The 18,574-nt window shown below is 58.5% G+C and carries 16 protein-coding genes and 1 tRNA gene; 7 read left to right on the top strand and 10 right to left on the bottom strand.

Annotated features, from left to right (window positions below; genetic code table 11):
- Positions 1 to 45: 45 nt before the first annotated feature.
- The 3 genes from LKR43_RS09630 to LKR43_RS09620 all read right to left on the bottom strand — a co-directional run bounded on the left by LKR43_RS09630 (position 46) and on the right by LKR43_RS09620 (position 1,557).
- Positions 46 to 282 carry a hypothetical protein gene (locus LKR43_RS09630; RefSeq protein ID WP_227683838.1) on the bottom strand — a complete coding sequence of 79 codons (237 nt, stop codon included), beginning with the start codon at positions 280 to 282 and terminating at the stop codon, positions 46 to 48.
- Between the two features lie 150 nt (positions 283 to 432).
- Positions 433 to 508 (bottom strand) — tRNA-His (locus LKR43_RS09625).
- A gap of 197 nt (positions 509 to 705) precedes the next feature.
- A complete protein-coding gene (locus LKR43_RS09620) occupies positions 706 to 1,557 on the bottom strand; it encodes a neutral zinc metallopeptidase (protein WP_227683837.1) in 852 nt (283 codons plus the stop codon).
- Positions 1,558 to 1,687: 130 nt separating this feature from the next.
- On the opposite strand from LKR43_RS09620, the gene LKR43_RS09615 reads away from it, so the two are divergent.
- The 4 genes from LKR43_RS09615 (at position 1,688) to bamC (ending at position 5,168) form a co-directional block, all read left to right on the top strand.
- Complete coding sequence (locus LKR43_RS09615) at positions 1,688 to 2,314, top strand: L-threonylcarbamoyladenylate synthase (protein ID WP_227683836.1); 627 nt, start codon at positions 1,688 to 1,690, stop codon at positions 2,312 to 2,314.
- A gap of 74 nt (positions 2,315 to 2,388) precedes the next feature.
- Positions 2,389 to 3,039, top strand: coding sequence for a site-2 protease family protein (locus tag LKR43_RS09610; protein WP_227683835.1), 651 nt, complete (start codon positions 2,389 to 2,391; stop codon positions 3,037 to 3,039).
- 76 nt (positions 3,040 to 3,115) lie between these two features.
- On the top strand, positions 3,116 to 4,021 hold the full coding sequence (gene dapA, locus LKR43_RS09605) for a 4-hydroxy-tetrahydrodipicolinate synthase (RefSeq protein ID WP_227683834.1): 906 nt from the start codon (positions 3,116 to 3,118) through the stop codon (positions 4,019 to 4,021).
- 10 nt (positions 4,022 to 4,031) lie between these two features.
- Positions 4,032 to 5,168, top strand: a complete 1,137-nt coding sequence (bamC, locus tag LKR43_RS09600) for an outer membrane protein assembly factor BamC (RefSeq protein WP_227683833.1) — start codon at positions 4,032 to 4,034, stop codon at positions 5,166 to 5,168.
- 7 nt (positions 5,169 to 5,175) lie between these two features.
- Here bamC and cysG read toward each other — a convergent pair whose 3' ends face one another.
- From cysG to LKR43_RS16305, 5 genes are all read right to left on the bottom strand, one after another.
- Positions 5,176 to 6,573 (bottom strand): siroheme synthase CysG, encoded by a 1,398-nt coding sequence (gene cysG / locus LKR43_RS09595; RefSeq protein WP_227683832.1) that lies wholly within the window; start codon positions 6,571 to 6,573, stop codon positions 5,176 to 5,178.
- Positions 6,574 to 6,647: 74 nt separating this feature from the next.
- On the bottom strand, positions 6,648 to 8,348 hold the full coding sequence (gene cysI, locus LKR43_RS09590; RefSeq protein ID WP_227683831.1) for an assimilatory sulfite reductase (NADPH) hemoprotein subunit: 1,701 nt from the start codon (positions 8,346 to 8,348) through the stop codon (positions 6,648 to 6,650).
- An 11-nt stretch (positions 8,349 to 8,359) separates the two neighbouring features.
- Entirely contained in the window at positions 8,360 to 10,159 is a 1,800-nt protein-coding gene (locus tag LKR43_RS09585) for an assimilatory sulfite reductase (NADPH) flavoprotein subunit (protein WP_227683830.1), read from the bottom strand.
- 126 nt (positions 10,160 to 10,285) lie between these two features.
- A complete protein-coding gene (gene mutS / locus LKR43_RS09580; RefSeq protein WP_255676020.1) occupies positions 10,286 to 12,874 on the bottom strand; it encodes a DNA mismatch repair protein MutS in 2,589 nt (862 codons plus the stop codon).
- A 412-nt stretch (positions 12,875 to 13,286) separates the two neighbouring features.
- Positions 13,287 to 13,529 (bottom strand): type II toxin-antitoxin system HigB family toxin, encoded by a 243-nt coding sequence (locus tag LKR43_RS16305; RefSeq protein ID WP_227683828.1) that lies wholly within the window; start codon positions 13,527 to 13,529, stop codon positions 13,287 to 13,289.
- Between the two features lie 256 nt (positions 13,530 to 13,785).
- On the opposite strand from LKR43_RS16305, the gene LKR43_RS09570 reads away from it, so the two are divergent.
- The 3 genes from LKR43_RS09570 to nudC all read left to right on the top strand — a co-directional run bounded on the left by LKR43_RS09570 (position 13,786) and on the right by nudC (position 16,808).
- Positions 13,786 to 14,637, top strand: coding sequence for an alpha/beta fold hydrolase (locus LKR43_RS09570; RefSeq protein ID WP_227683827.1), 852 nt, complete (start codon positions 13,786 to 13,788; stop codon positions 14,635 to 14,637).
- Positions 14,638 to 14,680: 43 nt separating this feature from the next.
- Positions 14,681 to 15,973, top strand: coding sequence for a glycosyltransferase (locus tag LKR43_RS09565; protein ID WP_227683826.1), 1,293 nt, complete (start codon positions 14,681 to 14,683; stop codon positions 15,971 to 15,973).
- Positions 15,974 to 16,046: 73 nt separating this feature from the next.
- Positions 16,047 to 16,808, top strand: coding sequence for an NAD(+) diphosphatase (nudC, locus tag LKR43_RS09560; protein WP_227683825.1), 762 nt, complete (start codon positions 16,047 to 16,049; stop codon positions 16,806 to 16,808).
- Here nudC and LKR43_RS09555 read toward each other — a convergent pair.
- Positions 16,805 to 17,554: a YggS family pyridoxal phosphate-dependent enzyme gene (locus LKR43_RS09555; RefSeq protein WP_227683824.1), complete on the bottom strand. Its 750-nt coding sequence runs from the start codon at positions 17,552 to 17,554 to the stop codon at positions 16,805 to 16,807. The two genes, nudC and LKR43_RS09555, sit on opposite strands and share 4 nt — an antisense overlap.
- Complete coding sequence (locus LKR43_RS09550; protein ID WP_227683823.1) at positions 17,547 to 18,539, bottom strand: LLM class flavin-dependent oxidoreductase; 993 nt, start codon at positions 18,537 to 18,539, stop codon at positions 17,547 to 17,549. Before LKR43_RS09550 ends, LKR43_RS09555 begins: the two co-directional genes overlap by 8 nt.
- Positions 18,540 to 18,574: the final 35 nt, after the last annotated feature.

Raw genomic sequence — 18,574 nt, 5'->3', positions numbered from 1 at the left:
ATAGGATCGCACCCGGCTGGAAGCGGCAGAGTATGTGCAAGTGATTCAGTCGGTTGAAGGGCGTTGCTGCAGCGAGTCGTACCATTGCGGATTAGGCTCGCCTTGCCAGGCGAACACTTGCGCCCGGGATGGCGCCCGCCAAACGCCGCCGCCGATGCCCGGAGAAGGCTGTACCCCGTACCAGAACCAGCGGCCGTCTTCGTCCTGGGCAGCCCAGTTCCAGCCGGACGGAGCTTGCGACCAGTCGGGAAGTGAGGAAGGGAGGTTGAGGGTGTTGGTCATGGCTTGAGATTACCAGTATTAAGTTTGATGTACATAGGTCAAACCGGGGCGCTAGGGTCGAACCAGCTTATGGCGTTTCGGCCTGACAGAACGCATACAAAAAACGCCGCTGATGGCAGCGGCGTTTTTGCTTGATGTGCAAGAGAATTCTGGGGTGACCGATGGGGCTCGAACCCACGACAACCGGAATCACAATCCGGGACTCTACCAACTGAGCTACGGTCACCACTAATGCGCTATTTGAACGGCGCATGACACTGACTAAATCCTGCATGCCAATGTTGGACAGCAAGTATAGCAGTTTTCAGCGGGCCAGGCCCTTACTGAAGACCAGGATTCTAGCACGAATGTGGCAACGGGTGGCGTAGGCCGATTTCTGCAACCCGGCATGCCACGCCGGCACCGAAAAATGCCGCCAGCCTGCTACAGGCTGGATGCTCCGAAGGTGTCGCACTGTGCAGGGTCGCCACTGTCGAAACCGCGTTTGAACCAGCGCACACGCTGGGCGGAAGTACCATGGGTGAAGGAGTCGGGCACCACATAGCCCTGGCTGCGTTTTTGCAGCGCGTCGTCGCCAATGGCACTGGCGGCGTTCAGGCCTTCTTCGATATCACCCGGCTCCAGTGTGTTGCGCTGGGAGTCTGAGTGGTTGGCCCAGACGCCCGAGAAACAGTCGGCCTGCAACTCTACGCGTACCGAAAGTTGATTGGCCGCCGTAGTGCTTGCGCCGCGTCGCAACTGATCTACCTGTTCCATCACGCCCAGCAAATTCTGGACATGGTGTGCCACTTCGTGGGCAACTACATAAGCCTGGGCAAAGTCTCCGGGCGAGTTGAGTTCTTGTGCCATTTGCTGGAAAAAGCCTAAATCCAGATACACCTTACGGTCGGCGGGGCAATAAAATGGCCCCATGGCGGATTGGCCGGTACCGCAAGCAGTAGGTGTGGCGCCATTGAACAGCACCAGCCTGGGTTCCTGGTAGGCGCCCCAGCCCTTCTGCTGAAAAATGCCCGCCCAGGCATCTTCGGTATCGGCCAGTACTTTCGAAACGAATTCGCTTTCGGGTGTTGCGGCGGGTGGCTGCGTACGGGTCTCGGTAACCACGGGGCCGCCGACGTTCTGCAATACGATGCTGGGATCGACACCGAAGTACATGGCGACAAGTGCGAGGACGATTGTGCCCAAACCAATTTTTCCGCCGCGTCCGCCTATGTTCATGCGTTGGCCGCGGCGGTCTTCGATATTGCGGCTTTTGCGAGAGTTGTTCAGTCGCATGTGGGCTCCTTGCGTCGCGGCTGCTCCAGTTAACCGCGCACCCTTAGTATTATGAGGAAGAAGTTGATTTTATTGCCTGTGGAGCCAAGTGAACTTAAACTCACCCATCAAGAATGTTAGGATACGTTAAATGGCCCAATATTTCGTCGTTCATCCACAAAATCCTCAGGCTCGCCTGCTCAAGCAAGCCGGCGAGCTCCTGGCCAAGGGCGGCCTGGTGGCTGTGCCTACCGATTCCAGTTACGCGGTCGTCGCACGTCTGGACGACAAGCCCGCAGCCGATGCATTGCGCCGACTGCGCGGGCTGGACGAACGCCACCACCTGACCCTGCTTTGCCGCGATCTGGCTGAAATAGGTCATTTCGCCAAAGTGGATAACCGGCAGTATCGATTCCTGAAAATGGCCACGCCCGGTCCCTGGACGTTCATTCTCGAGGCAACCCGGGAAGTGCCACGGCGGGTTTCTCATCCTTCACGCAAAACGATAGGCATACGGGTGCCCGATCACCGGGTGGCCCTGGCGCTCATCGAGGCTGCCGGTACGCCGCTGATGTCTACCACGCTAATACCGGAAGACGAAGACGTGCCCATGAATGACGGGCAGGCCATCTTCGACAGATATGCCAACGATCTTGCTGCAGTCATCGACGGCGGCGCCTGTGTGCTGGCGCCCACCACGGTCATTGACCTGACGGGCCCGGCTCCGGAAGTCATACGCCGCGGGCAAGGCGATTTGTCCGCACTTGGCCTGGATTAACACCTTTTGATCTTCAGGCGCGCTTTTCTCAGGCTGGTCCGGCATTCCGGGGTGGCCAATCTTCCCGGATATTTATGGATGCGTTGATACAAACGATAACGGTTTATGCCTTGCCGATACTCTTTGGCATTACCTTGCATGAAGCGGCACATGGCTATGTGGCCCGGATGTTCGGCGACCCGACAGCCTGGCAGGCGGGCCGCATCAGCCTGAATCCCATCCGGCATATCGACCCGATCGGCACCATAGTCGTACCGCTGGTGTTGCTGTTCAGCACCAAGCTGATGGGCGGCGGCGGCTTGCTGTTTGGTTGGGCCAAGCCGGTACCCGTTGATTGGGGAAGGCTGCGCCGCCCCAAGCGCGACATGCTGTGGGTGGCCCTGGCAGGCCCCGCATCGAATCTGGTCATGGCCATCATCTGGGCATTAAGCCTGCGGTTGCTGGCTGAGGCCGGCGCCAGTCAGGGTGATTTCTGGGTACAGATGACCATAGCCGGCATACAGGTAAATCTGATTCTGATGGCGCTGAACCTGGTGCCTTTGCCGCCGCTGGATGGTGGCCGGATTGTGTTCAGCCTGCTGCCCAGCCGCATGGCCTGGCAGTTTTCAAAGATTGAACCCTACGGTCTGCTGATACTGATAGTTTTAATGCTGACAGGCGTGCTCTGGATCGTGCTGGGGCCCATATTGGCTTTTGGTCAGTTAATTGTTGGCTGGTTTTTATAATTACGTCCGCTAATCCGGTAAACTTGTGGGTTGATAAGTTCCCGTTTACGGTGAGTTCTAGGAGATCATTCTCATCATGGCAACAAGCACGGATTCTGCGATTCCTACTTTCCAGGGCAGTCTGGTAGCCCTAATCACGCCTATGCTGCCTGATGGCAGCCTCGACCTTGATGCCTATCGAAAGCTTATCGACTGGCATATCGAGCAGGGAACCGATGGGCTGGTCGTGGTGGGTACCTCAGGTGAATCCCCTACCGTAAGCGTCGAGGAACACGTCGAGCTCATCCGGATTGCCGTCGAGCATTCCGCCGGAAGGCGGCCTGTGATAGCGGGCATCGGTGGCAATTCCACTTCCGAAGCCATCGAGCTGTCGCAGCATGCCAAAGATGTGGGCGCGCAGGCTGGCTTGTCGGTGGTGCCGTATTACAACAAGCCGACCCAGGAAGGGCTGTATCAGCACTTCAAGACCATCGCAGAAGCTGTTGATCTGCCGGCCATTCTGTATAACGTCCCGGGCCGTACCGTTGCCGACATGAGCAACGACACCATATTGCGTCTGGCCCAGGTGCCGGGCGTCATCGGCATTAAAGACGCCACCGGCGATATCGGTCGCCTCGCGTTGTTGCTGCGTGACGTGCCCGTCGGATTCCAGGTCTTCAGTGGCGACGACGCAACCGCCATCGCCCTGATGCTTATGGGCGGGCAGGGAAATATCTCGGTTACCGCCAACGTGGCGCCCCGGCTTATGCACGAAATGTGTATGGCTGCGATCCAGGGTAATGCTGCACTGGCGCGTCAGCTCAATGCACGTCTGGCAACATTGAACAAAGTGCTGTTTATCGAGTCCAATCCAATTCCGGTCAAGTGGGCCGTTGCAGAAATGGGCCTTACCCAGCTGGGTTATCGCCTACCGTTAACCGCCTTGCACGAGCAGCACCATGGCTTGGTGCGTGCTGCGCTGAAAGAAGCAGGCTTACTCTGAAATGATTAATATGCGTATGAACAAACGTTGCGCCGGCATCACGCTGGGTCTGGGCATGCTGGTGCTGTCGGGTTGCTCTACCCTGAACCAGGCACTGGGCACCGAAGAGGCCGTTGATTACAAAAGCACGGTTGCCGGAGACCCGCTCAGCATTCCACCTGACCTGACCCAGGCAAATCGTGATGCCCGTTATCGCGCCCCTGAAGGTACGACAACGTTCAGTCAGTACGCTCAGAATCAGCAGCAGGAACAGAATACCAGCGCCAGCGAACGAATCCTGCCCCAGACCGATGGTATTCAGGTCAAGCGTGATGGCGACCTTCGCTGGCTGGTGGTTGATCAGCCTGCAGAAGAGGTCTACCCCAAGATTGTCGAGTTCTGGGGCGAGCAAGGCTTCACCATCCATTCGCAAGATCCTCGCGCGGGCCTGATGGAAACCGACTGGGCCGAGAATCGTGCCAAGATTCCCGAAGGCTGGATACGCAACGCGCTGGGGTCCATCATTGAATCCGTGTACGACAGCGGAGAGCGTGAGCGCTTCCGCACCCGTCTGGAACGTGTGAATGGCGCGACCGAGATTTACATCAGTCACGATCACATGGTTGAAACGGCAGTCGGTTCGGCCGGCTCGGGCGATGTGGCCTCTACGTTCAAGTGGGCCAAGGGCGAGGAAGATCCAGGCCTGAACGCCGCCATGCTTGCGCGCCTGATGGTTTACCTGGGCACCGATGTGCGCAACGCAAGTGCCATGGTCGCCCAAGCCGAGCGTACGGCCGGGCAACCCCAGGTAATACAGTCGGTCGAAGGGCAAGCCTCGCTGACGCTGGCCGAGTCGTTTGACCGGGCGTGGCGTCGCGTTGGTGTTGCAATCGATTCGGCAGGCTTCTCACTGGAAGACCGTAACCGCTCGTCGGGCGACTACTTCATTCGCTACCTCGACAGCGACACCGGCGAGAAAATCGTGCAACAGAACTTCATGGGCCGATTGTTCGGCACACGCAATACTGCGGAAGCGGTTCCTTATCGCATACACGTAGCCGACCAAGGTTCCAGCTCGCTCGTTACGGTACTTGACCAGAACGGTCAGGTTCAAAACACCGAGACAGCAAAACGCATTATTAATGTGCTGGTATCGCACATGCAATAGGCTGGTTTCAGCGGGCAGGAATGCCCGCGCCAAACCATTCCAGTGTCGGCCCCAGCGCCGTCACTTCACCTATCAGCAGTAACGCCGGCGCCTTGATCTGGTGCTCGCGGGCCAGTTGACCCATATCCTTCAACACGCCATGCAGCACGCGCTGCGATGGCCGTGTGCCATTCTCGATAATGGCAAAGGGCGTATCGCCTGACCGGCCGTGGTCCATCAGCTGTGCGGCCACCCGATCAAGCTGACTGACCCCCATGTAAAAAGCCAATGTCTGGTGCGGCTGTGCCAGGGCAGGCCAGTCTTCGATCATGGTGTCTTCACGGCAATGCGCGGTGATCAGTCGAACCGATTGAGCGTGATCGCGGTGGGTCAGGGGAATGCCTGCATAAGCTGCGCAGGCCAGTGCGGCGGTAATGCCTGGTACTACCTCGTAAGGTATCTGGTGCGCGCGCAGGAATTCAAGTTCTTCGCCACCGCGTCCAAACACAAATGCGTCACCGCCTTTCAGGCGCACTACCAGTTGGCCCTGTTGTGCATGCTCCAGCATCAACGCGTGTATTCTGGCTTGTGTGGCATTGTGATCTTCGCCAGGAATTTTCCCCACCGGAATCTGCTCGGCGTCGCGGCGCGCCAGTTCCAGTATGGCGGTGTCGACCAGGCGGTCGTGCAAAATGACGTCAGCTTCATTCAGGGCGCGCAGTGCCTTCAATGCAAGCAGGCCAGGGTCTCCAGGGCCCGCACCGACCAGCAGCACTTTACCGCTGACGGCGGCTTGTGGTTGGTCCAGTGCTTGCTCCAGCAACCGTGCGGCCTGTTCCGGTTGCTGGCTGCGTAAAGCAGCCGCTACCGGGCCATCCAGCAGCCAGTCGTAAAACTCACGGCGCGGGCGTAGCTCGGGGCGGGCCTGCCGTATCGCGGGGCGGTATCGGGCGGCCAATGTCGCCAGAGATCCCAGCGTGTGGTCGAACAGGGTTTCTATGCGCTCGCGAACCCGGCGGGCCAGGACCGGTGCGCTGCCGGCCGACGATATGGCTATGGTCAGCGGCGAGCGGTCGACGATGGACGGAACCTGGAATGAAGACAGTTCAGGGTCGTCAACCACATTGATGAAGAGCCGTTGTGTGTCGGCCAGTTCCGCAATGCGTCGATTCAGCTCCCTGTCGTCGGTAGCGGCAACAACCAGCCAGATATCGGCCAGCCAGTCGGGATGGAAGTGTCCGTTCAGTCTCTGGATACGGTTCTGGGCCTGCAATTGTTCCAGTGTGGCGGTAACTTCCGGCGTGCCGACCGTGACCAGGGCGCCCGAGGCCAGCAGGCTTTTTATTTTGCGCTCGGCGACTGCGCCACCGCCTACAACCAGAACGCGCCGGCCACGCAGGTCGGCAAAAAGGGGAAATAATCTCATAGGGGTCGAGGGATGTTTGTGCCTGATTTGCCATCGAAGGCGCCCCGGCCGGAAAAATGCCGGCCGGGGGAAAGTTATACCACTGCTGCCAGCACAATAGGTATCAGTTTTTGTGAGGGCGCCGGAATCGCTTCGCTGCGCACCAGGAAGTCACCAAACTTTTCGTCGTGCTGACGCCCGCGAGCATAGGCGGCGAACAGCGTACCCAGCGTACCAAGTATTTCTGCCTCGTCGACGTTCTGGCGATAGCTGACGTTCAGTCTTTCTCCGGTGTAGTTGGCGCCCAGGCGCAGATCGTAACGGCCCGGTGCACGACCCACCAGCGCGATCTCGCCAAGGTACGGGCGTGAACAGCCATTCGGGCAACCTGAAAGTCGCAGCAGTATGGGTTCATTGAGCAGGCCGTGCCGGTCCAGCAAGGTTTCCAGCTTGGGCAACAGTTCGGGTAAATAGCGTTCGCTTTCTGCCATGGCCAGGCCACAAGTGGGCAGGGCCACACAGGCGATGCTGTGGCGGCGTATCCCGCTTTGATTCTTATAACCATCCAGCCCATATTGGGCGACCAGCTCGTTTATCTTGCCGCGGTCTGCAGCATCCACATTGGAAATCACCAGGTTCTGATTGCAGGTCATGCGGAACTCGCCTTTGTGAATTTTGGCAATCTCGCGCACCCCGGTCTGCAGCTGCAGACCATTCTCGTCCCACAGCCGCCCTGATTCAATATACAGGCCCAGATGCCACTGGCCGTCTTCGCCTTCTTCCCAGCCGTAGCGGTCGCCATTCTGGTCAAAATGATAGCTGCGCACAGGCTGCAAGGTGACGCCCGAACGGGCTTCGAGCTGTTCCCTGAACCACTCCAGGCCAAGGTGATCGAGGGTGTACTTCAGGCGTGCATGCTGACGCTCCTTGCGATTGCCGTGGTCGCGCTGCAAGGTCACCACGCCTTCAGCAACGGCAATCAGCTGCTCGGGCTTTACGAAGCCTATCAGGCTGCCCAGTCTTGGGTAGGTGGTGTCATCACCGTGCGTGGCGCCCATGCCACCGCCTATGGCTACGTTGAAGCCCTGCAGTTCGCCGTTTTCAATAATGGCGATCAGCCCCAGGTCTTGCGCGAATACGTCAACGTCGTTGGTGGGCGGAATGGCGATGCCGATCTTGAACTTGCGCGGCAGATAGGTGTCGCCGTAGATGGGCTCGACCTCGGGCTCGTCGGTGAGCTTTTCGCCATCGAGCCAGATCTCATGATAGGCGCGGGTGCGGGGAATGAAATGATCGGACAGCTTTTGTGTCCACTCTTGAACCAGCTGATGCTGGCTCGACAGTTGCGGATTGACCGAACTGACGACCTGGCGGTTGATGTCGCCACAGGCGGCAATGGTGGTCGCCATCGCGTTGTGGATGGCCTGCATCGTGGGCTTCAGGTCGTGCTTGATCACGCCGTGCCACTGGAAGGTTTGTCTTGTGGTGATACGCAGGCCGCGCCCGGCATACGTGCTGGCAATGTCGTCAAATATCAGCCATTGGGCAGGCGTTACCACGCCGCCGGGCAGGCGTGCCCGTATCATGAAGGAGTAAGCGGGCTCAAGCTTTTGCTTGCGACGCTCATCGCGAATGTCGCGGTCATCCTGCTGATAGCTGCCATGAAATTTCAGCAACTTGTTGTCGTCGTCGCTGATGGCGCCGGTAATCGGATCGTTCAGTCCTTCTTCTATGGTGCCGCGCAAGTGCCGGCTGTCTGCTTTGATTTGTTCAAGGTGTGAAAGGGTGTTGCTCATGACTATCCTGATCAATAAACGTCGCGGGCGTAGCGCCCCTGGGCAGACAGTTCGTCCAGCCATTCCTTGGCTTGGGCAGCGTCCAGACCGCCTTCCTGCTGTGCGATATCCAGCAAGGCCTGATGTACGTCTTTGGCCATGCGCGTGGCATCGCCGCAGACATAGATGTGGGCACCACCCTGAATCCACTTGAACAGATCAGCGGCCCGTTCACGCAACCTGTCCTGTACATAAATCTTGTGTTCCTGATCGCGTGAGAAGGCCAGGTCCAGACGATGCAGGTCGCCGTCGGCAAGGGCTTGCTGCCACTCTGTCTGGTACAGGAAATCCGACGAGAAACGGGGATTGCCAAAGAACAGCCAGTTGCGTCCGGCGGCATTCTGGGTGCTACGTTCCTGCACAAAGGCGCGGAAGGGGGCGACACCGGTGCCTGGTCCGATCATGATTACATCGAGCGACTCATCGGCAGGCAGGCGAAAGCGCTGATTCTCTTCAATGAAAACCGGCAGCTGTTCGCCTTCTGTCAGCGATGCCAGGAAATGCGAGGCGACTCCCCAGCGCGCTTCGCCTTCATATTCGTAAGCCACGTTGGCCAGCGTCAAATGAACTTCCTCTTCCACCACAGCCTGGCTGGAGGCAATGGAATACATGCGCGGTGTAAGCGGACGCAAGGCTTCGATCAGGCCCTGCGCCGTCCAGCTGGCGGGGTAGGCTTTCAGAATGTCGACCAGTTGCCGTGTGTCCATTAACGTGCGAAGCTCGTTCACTGCGGCAGGCTCGAGCAAGGCGTTCAGCTCGTCATTCCTGGCCAGTGCCGCATGTGCAACCAGGAATGGTTTGGTCAGCTGCGTCAGCTCGCGATGGCGGCCCAGCCATTCCTGGACGCTGTGTGTGGCGCTGCCGATGGTCAGTGTTTCGTCCGGAGACAGGTTCAGGATGTCCAGTACCTGATTGACCAGCGCCGGCGACTGGACAGGCCATACGCCAAGCGCGTCACCAGGTTGATAGCTCAGCCCGCTGCCTTCCAGGGAAATCTCCAGATGGCGAATATCCTTATCACTGCCACGACCGGTGATCGGCTGATTCAGCAGCAGCTCTGCCAGCACCGGCTTATCGCGCGTGGCGATGGCGGTTTTCGGATGCAGCGTGGTGACGCTGGCAATGGCTGTGTCGGCTTGCTTGAGCGCCTTGCGGGCCTCGAGTACGGCCGCTTCCTGCCAGGGTAGGGCAATGGTTTCAATATCCAGGTCAGCCATGCCGGTTTCGTGTACACGCGTTGCACCCAGTTCCTGCAGGCGAGCGTCAATACGCTGGGCTATTCCGCAGAACATGGGATAGCTGGAGTCACCCAGCCCCAGCACCGCATATTTCAATTCGGGCAGCTTGGGCGCACGCCGCCCCTTCAGGAATTCCACAAATGACAGGGAATCGTCAGGCGGGTCGCCATCGCCCTGGGTGCTGATCACTACATACAGCAGACGCTCATCCTTGAGTTCGCGTGTGGTGTAGCGGTCGGCCCGGACCAGGCGCACAGCCAGCCCCTGGCCTTGGGCCTGCTCAGCCAGCGACTCTGCCACACGCTTGGCATTGCCGGTCTGGCTGCCATACAGTATGGTGAGTTGTTGCGTGGTGGCTGCAACTGCGGTGAGGGCGGGCGGGCTGTCAACAGCAGGCCGTGCACTCAATTGGCGGCCTTGGGCCACGCCCGCAAAATAGCCCGACAGCCAACTCAAGGCATTGGATTCCAGCCCGTCAACCAGCTCGGTGGCCAGCAGTTGTTTGGACTCAGGCAGATAAGAAGGTGCCAGCATAGTGTGCTCTTGATCAATAAACTTATGACCATTCTATGTAGCTTGAGCACCCGCACGAACGACTAGATTATTATTTCTATATCGCTTATGTACTTATATCGCTGCGCATATATAACGCTGCCATTGCTAAAGATGCTCATTACGCAGGCGATATATCAGGTCCAGTGCTTCGCGCGGCGTGAGCTGGTCGGGATCTATCTGCTCCAGTGCGGCATACAGCGCACTTGCGGCTTCGTCGCTATCCGTTGCAGATGATTGCGCTTCAGCATCGACTGCTGCCGAGAAAAGATCCAGCTGCGGTGTGGGGTTGCCTTGCGCCTCCAGACGGGACAGTTCCCGACTGGCGTGCCGGATAACCGCGGCAGGAATACCTGCCCGCTGCGCCACCTGAATACCGTAGCTGCGACTGGCCGGACCGGCCTGCACCTCGTGCAGGAACACAATGCCTGACGAGGATTCGGCCGCTGCCAGGTGCACGTTGGCGGCACCCACTACTTCGGCCGGCAAACGCGTTATTTCGAAATAATGCGTGGCAAATAAAGTCAGCGCCTGATTATGTGTCAGCAAGCGATGGGCGATAGACCAGGCAAGGGCCAGGCCATCATAAGTAGACGTGCCGCGGCCTATTTCATCCATCAGAACCAGGCTTTGCGGTGTGCTGGCCGACAAGATCGAGGCGGCCTCGGTCATTTCCATCATGAAGGTCGAACGCCCGCCAGCCAGGTCATCGGCTGCACCGATGCGAGTGAATATGCGATCAATCAGCCCTATGCGCGCCGAGCGTGCCGGCACGAAACTGCCGACGCGGGCCAGCAGCGCAATCAGTGCGATCTGCCGCATATAGGTTGATTTACCACCCATATTGGGGCCGGTGATAAGCAGCATGCGCCGCTGCGGGCCCAGTTCGCAGTCATTGGGGGTGAAGCGCTCTATGCTATGTTCAACCACGGGATGGCGCCCGGCTTCGATCGTGATTTCGGTGCCTTCAGCCAATTCCGGCGCCGTCCAGTCATTGGCCAGGGCATGTTCGGCCAGGGCTGCCAGCGCATCGATTTCCGCCAGGGCAGTCGCGCACTGCGACAGCGCGCCGGCACAGTCTGCCAGCTGTTCCAGCAGGTTTTCAAACAGCCACTTCTCGCGACTAAGGCTGCGATCCTTGGCCGACAACACCTTGTCTTCCCAGGTCTTCAGCTCAGGCGTGATATAGCGCTCCGCATTCTTCAGCGTTTGCCGGCGCCGATACTCGGCCGGAACCTTATCGACCTGGCCGCGCGATACCTCGATATAAAAGCCGTGAACCCGGTTGAACTCTACCCGCAGGGTAGGAATACCGGTGCGCTCGCGTTCGCGTGCTTCCAGTTCAACCAGGAACTCGCCGCTGTCGCTCGCCAGACGACGCAACTCGTCGAGCTCACTGTCGTAGCCGGCGGCAATCACACCGCCTTCGCGTATCAATAAAGCAGGTTCCGGATCAATGGATTGCTGCAGCAACTGGCTGATGCCAGGATCCAGACTCAGGTTATGAATATAGGCATCCAGCGTAGGCTGCCGGGCAAACGCCTGCTGCAGATGCCGGGCAATGTCGGGCAGCAAGCCCAACGCTTCACGCAGGCTGGCCAGCTCGCGGGGGCGTACAGAACGCAAGGCAATGCGCGTGGCAATGCGTTCCAGATCCGGATAGCGGTCCAGCATCTGGCGCAAAGTATCCAGTGGCGTTTGCGTATCCAGTGTATCGCCCTCGGTCGGCGCAGACAGAAAGGCAGCGATCACCTGCTGACGTGCCAGCACCGGTGCATTATCGCGCAAGGGATGGTGCAACCAGCGGCGTAACAAGCGGCTGCCCATGGGGGTCTGGCAATGATCCAGGGTCGAGAACAGCGTAGGGCTTGCTTCACCGCTGATGGTTTCCGTCAGCTCCAGATTCTTGCGTGTGACCGGATCCAGCACAACATACTGGCCCGCCTGATCCGCACGTATGGTCTGAATATGCGACAGCGATTGCGTCTGCGTACGACTTACATAGCGCAGCAAGGCGCCCGCCGCACAAGTGGCCACCGGCAGCTCGGCCAGCCCGAAACCGGCCAGCGTATCCACGGCAAAATGCCGCAGCAACACATCGCGCGCGCCATCCGTTTCAAAGTGCCAGTCGGGCAGCGCAGTCAGTGCCATGCCACTGTCGGGATTACGGTGCAGGTTCTCCGCGCAAAGCAGCTCTGCCGGCTCGATACGATGCAGCTCGGTTTCCAGCATATCAGGGGTGCATTCGGTCACCCAAAACTCGCCGCTGGCCAGATTCATCCAGGCCAAGCCGCTGCGTTCCGAGCGATTGGCGCGTGCCGTGTACACCGCCGCAATCATGCGATCGGCCTTGGCCGGCAGCAGGGCTTCGTCAGTCAGGGTGCCAGGCGTGACGATGCGCACGATCTTGCGTTCCACCGGCCCCTTGCTTGTGGCCGGATCACCCACCTGTTCGCAAATCGCAATGGACTCGCCCAAGGCAACCAGACGGGCCAGATAGCCTTCCATGGCGTGAAACGGCACGCCGGCCATGGGGATGGGCGCCCCGTTGGACGTGCCCCGTTTGGCCAGTGTGAGGTTCAGCAGACGCGCGCCGCGCACGGCATCTTCGTAGAACATTTCATAGAAGTCACCCATGCGGTAGAACAACAGATGCGACCCGGCCTCGGCCTTAAGGCGCAGGTATTGTTGCATCATGGGGGTGTGTTTGGAGAGATCGGCTTGCGTCATCAAGGATAGAGCGGCGTAATTACGATGAGTGTAGTTGTGCGAGGGCTGCCGCTTTCGCGCAGCGGCATTGACTCATTGTACCGGGCGGGAACTAGCGTCGCAGTATCGACTATTTTGTGTTTCGATGCGCTATAAAAGCATCGGCACTGACGTGGAAGCGTTCGACCAAGGCAGCAATCTGGCGGATATTTAACGCTCTATGTCCGGCCAGGATTCCAGAAACCACGCTTTGACCACCCACTTCAGGTAAATCGGATTGCGTCAGTGCGTGCTGGTCCATCAGAAACCGCAGCACATCTCGCGGAGATGACGCCGGGACTGCATGGTGGTTGGCCTCGTACTCGTGCACGGCTGCGGGCCACTTCGTCGAGGTCAGGGATTACGGCTTCCATGAGCCGTACTCCTTATGAGTGAAAACATTCTTGATAAAAGCTGTTTGTGATCGAAAGACTACATCGGCAATGATACGGTACTTATTGCCGCTTACGCTGAAAATGGCATAGCCGACTCTACTGATGGTGTGCTGATTTCTCGGCAGACCACGTGTTCCCCGCGCTAGCGGGGATGAACCATCGCATGCACGCGGGCGGTCGTCCCTCGGGTCTTGGTCTGGCGTGCTCAAGGGGGAGAAAATTCTTCTCCTTGCTCTTGTGCCAGATCGTGCACATTCTTATTGCGTCTTTGGCCTCGTGTTGGCATTTGCCTGAACGTTTTGTTTAACTTTTAGTGAGTTAATACATTGGATCCTCCGTTCTGTTGGTATGCTAACCCCATCCCCAGCCTGAAGAATAGGTTTTTACGCCATCATGACCAACCACACCCCTTCCTATTCCCCCCACAGAACAAGCACCACACAGCAAATAAAAATAAGGGGAAACGTGTCGTATAGCCTTCGGCGCTGGAGTCCGCAAAAGCACGCAGCCATCAGTGCGCCGCCGCTCCTTCTCCTCCATGGCTGGATGGACGTGGGCGCGTCTTTTCAGCGCTGCGTCGATCGGCTGGCGGCGGAACGGGATATCATCGCGCTGGATTGGCGGGGCTTCGGAAGAAGCAGCACAGCGGATCAAACCGATGGTTACTGGTTTTACGACTATTACGCCGATCTGGATGCCGTGATCGACTATCTTTCACCCGATGTTCCCATCGACCTGCTAGGCCACAGCATGGGCGGCAATATTGCGATGGTTTATGCGGGCACATGCCCGGAACGCGTACGTCGTTTGATCAATGTCGAAGGATTCGGGCTGGCACGCACGCAGCCGTCCGAGGCACCGGCCCGGCTGGCGCACTGGTTGGCGCAGTTGAAGGAACCGGTGTCAATGCGGTCGTTTGCAAGCCTGCAAGAGGTGGTCGAAAAGCTGATCAGGCGTAGTTCGCATATGGAAGAAGGTTTCGCTTTCTGGCTGGCGCAGCAGTGGACGGAACGCAAGGATGATGGCCGCTGGCATGTTATTGCCGATGCCGCACACAAGCGTGTGAACCCTGTTCTGTACCGATGCGATGAGATTCAGGCTGCCTGGGAAAATATTGCGGCTCCGGTCTTGTTGATAGAGGGTGATGAGGCGGCACAAAATCTATCTAAGAACGGCCGGGATCTGCAGGATCTGGAAGCCCGCCTGAGCAAGCTAAAGTGCCTGAAGCGGTTTAAGATTGATCGCTGTGGTCATATGGTTCATCTTGACCAGCCAGATGCTCTTGCACAAGCCGTGGAGCATTTTCTAAGCAACTGATTCCCGAAGCAAAAAGGGCACAAGGCCGGTCATGAATATCGTGATGTTTACCAATACGTACCGGCCGCATGTGGGCGGGGTTGCCAATAGCGTTGCATGGCTTACCGACAGTCTGCGCGGCGCGGGCCACCGCGTGCTGGTGGTGGCGCCGGAATTTCCCGGTTGCAGGCCCGACGACGGTGTGCTGCGTATTCCTGCTGTTCAGAATTTCCGGGGCAGTGACTTTTCCGTTCCGATACCGTTGACCGTTTCTCTCAGCGAAACCCTGGATGACTTCTCGCCGGATCTCGTGCACTCCCATCATCCCTTCCTGTTGGGTGATACGGCTTTGCGGGTATCGGCCAGGTTTGATCTGCCCATTGTATATACCTGCCATACACGCTATGAACTGTATGGTCATTATGTTGCCCAGGATGCGCCGTTGCTGCAGCGTCTTGTGCTGAGCCTGGCGCTTGGCTATTGCGATCTGTGCGATGCGGTGGTTGCTCCAAGCCAGAGCATGGCCGACTTTCTGACTGAGCATGGTGTAACAGCGCCGGTAAAGACAATACCTACCGGAATTGATCCCCGGTCATTTTCTGGGGGGGACGGCAATGGCCTTCGCTCGAGTCTTGGTATTCCCGCCGATGCTTTCGTGGTCGGTCATGTAGGCCGGTTGGCGATAGAGAAGAATCTGGACTACCTGACCGATGCCATCATCGATTTCCTGCAGTCCGAGAAGCGGGCGCACTTTCTGGTCGCCGGAGACGGACCAATGAAGGAATCAATTGCTCGCGCCTTTGCCGCACACGGTCTTGCCCATCGCGTGCATCTGCCAGGTGCCGTCAAAGGCGATAGTCTTGCAGGTATGTATGCGGCGATGGATGCTTTCGCATTTTCCTCTCATTCGGAAACGCAGGGCCTGGTACTTGCAGAGGCTATGGCGGCCGGGGTCCCGGTCGTCGCGCTGGATGCCTTCGGGACGCGGGAAATGGTGCGCAGTGGTTTTAATGGCTGGCTGCTGGATACTGATGCGCCACCTCGTCGGTTTGCCGAGGCATTGCAGTGGGTGCACGATCTTGACGATGCCCGGAGGCGGCGCTTGCAGCTGGCGGCCAGTCGGACTGCAGCCTTGTTCAGCCGGGAGCGTGCGACAGCCAGCATGCTGGATCTTTATTGTATGCAAGCGCTGGAGCAGCCGGGTGTGAAGTCCATCAATGACAGTATCTGGCAAACAGCCAAGCGGCGCATCGAACAGGAAGGGAAAATACTGGGTAACGTCGCACGCGCCATCGGAGAGGCTGTTATGGCCGAACCGCAACCGCTTGAAGCACCAGGCAGGCGGCCAGGTGCTTGAACGGGCTTGCTTGGCAGGTGTATCAGCAGGATCTGGCGTATGATGCCAGCGCGTCCAAAAGCACGGAGACATTGTGAATTTTATTTTTCGCGGCAACGAAATCCTATTGCGTGAATCTGGTATTGACTTCCCCTCGGGTGAAGAATGTGCCCTGGTTGGGGCTGGTGCCGAAGTGCTGGAGCCCTTGTGGGTGTCCGATGTCGCAAACCACCGAACCTGCCATATCGCCCACGATATCCAGGCGCCTCCCGGTTTTGCCTTTCGCAAGTTGCGGGCTGTGCTGGCCGAGCTGGGTGAACATGGTGCTTTGGCGAGTCGCGCGTTCCAGGTATCCGAGTGGGTGCGTACCCATCGCTATTGCGGCGTTTGCGCGACACCCATGCAGAAGTCCAAAAAAGAGCTTTGCTTTCATTGTCCGGCTTGTGGCTTTTCTGCCTACCCGCGAATTTCACCGGCCATGATGGTGCTGATCAAGCGAGGCGACCAGATTCTGCTGGCGCGCCATGCTACCTACGCAACGGCACGCTATACCGCGCTGGCCGGATTTGTCGAGGCCGGAGAAAACATCGAAGAAGCGATACACCGTGAGGTGCTGGAAGAGGTGGGTCTGCAGGTGAAAGACTTGCGTTATTTCGGCAGTCAGTCGTGGCCTTTCCCGCATTCCCTGATGATTGCCTACACGGCCGAATACGCCGGTGGAGAGCTGACCATACAGGAAGACGAAATCGCCGAGGCTCGCTGGGTAGGCCCTGGCGACGAAGTACCCGATATTCCCATGCTGGAATCCATCGCAGGTCGACTGGTGCGCGCGAACTTGCCATCGGCGGAACTCTAAGAGCGTGCGGCGGGCTGCTCGGGCCAGTAGTAGTCGTCGCCGTAAATGCGTCCACCGAAGATGGCTGTACCTATCCGTACCTCGGAGGAGCCTTCTTCAATGGCAATTTCAAAGTCACCGCTCATGCCCATGGACAGGCGGTCCATTTCTATGCCCTCTATCGCTTCCTCGCGCATCTGGTCGCGTAACTCGCGCAGTGTGCGAAAGCAGGCGCGCACGGCGGCTTGATCGGCGACATTGATGGCCAAAGTCATCAGGCCGCGTATGCGCAAGGTCGGCATGTCGCGTGCCACCTGACGCAGGAAACCCGGTAGTTCCTCCGGCGGCAATCCGTATTTGCTGGGTTCGGTAGAGGTCTTTATCTGCACCAGCGCGTCGATGGCACGGCCTTCCTGTTGCAGGCGTCGATCTAATGCAACTGCCAGGTCCATGCGGTCCAGTGACTGGATTTCGGAGGCCATGCGGGCCACGTCCTTGGCTTTGTTGGTTTGCAAGTGGCCTATCATGACCCAGTCTATGCCGCAGTCGGCCAGCGGTTCATATTTGCTGCGGATTTCCTGTGCCTTGTTTTCCCCGAAGCGACGCTGGCCGGCCTGGACAGCAGCACGTATGGCGTCTTCGCCGAAAGTTTTGCTGACGGGCAGCAGCGTGACAGCATCTGCCGGGCGCCCGGCCTTCAGTGCAGCGTTGCGGATACGCTCCCGCACGTTTGCCAGGTTTGTGGCAATGATGCTCTGGTCAGACATGGTTTGCGCTCGCAATGTTGGCGGTGATTTCGTAAGAACGCAGGCGTGCCGTGTGGTCAAACATATTCGATGTGATCATCAGCTCGTCTGCGCCGGTTTTGTCGATGAACGCCTTGAGCTGGCCGGCGACGGTATCTGGTGCACCAATGGCCGAGCACGAAAGAACATGGTCCAGCAAATCTTGTGCTGCCGGTCCTAGCTGTTCGATATAGTTGGGCACGGGTGGGGGCAAACGAGACGGGCGGCCGCTGCGCAGATTTACAAAAGACTGCTGCCACGATGTTGCCAGAAGCCGTGCCTCGTCGTCAGTGTCGGCGGCAAAAACGTTGAATCCCAGCATGACATAGGGCTTGTCCAGGTGAACCGATGGTTTGAACGTGCTGCGGTACAGCTGGATGGCCTGCATCATTTGCTGTGGGGCAAAATGCGAGGCAAAGGCATAGGGCAGGCCAAGGGCGGCGGCCAGTTGGGCGCCAAAAAGACTGGACCCCAGTATCCAGATGGGAACATTCAGGCCCCGGCCTGGCACGGCTTGTACGGGTTGCCTGGGGTCGTCGGACAAGTAATCCATTAGTTCGAGCACGTCGCGCGGAAACTCGTTGGCATCTGATGCCAGGTTGCGGCGCAAGGCGCGTGCGGTGGTCTGGTCCGACCCCGGCGCTCGGCCCAGGCCCAGATCTATGCGTCCCGGGTGTAAGGATTCCAGGGTGCCGAATTGTTCGGCAATGACCAGGGGGGAGTGGTTGGGCAGCATGATGCCGCCCGCACCAACCCGAATACTCGAGGTGCCGGCTGCCACGTGCCCGATCAGGACGGAAGTTGCCGCGCTGGCAATGCCGGGCATGCCGTGATGCTCGGCCATCCAGTAGCGCTTGTAGCCCCACTTTTCTCCGTGCTGGGCAATGTCAAGCGTGTTGCGGAACGATTCTGCTGCAGTGCTGCCTTCAGTAATCGGGGAAAGGTCGAGTATGGAAAATGGAGTCATTGCTTATATATAAGGGGCGGCACCCGATAAATCAA

Origin of the sequence: Pusillimonas sp. MFBS29 (genome assembly GCF_020687695.1) — a bacterium.
Classification (GTDB): domain Bacteria; phylum Pseudomonadota; class Gammaproteobacteria; order Burkholderiales; family Burkholderiaceae_B; genus Pusillimonas_C.
This window is presented reverse-complemented; position numbering and strand designations above follow the sequence as displayed.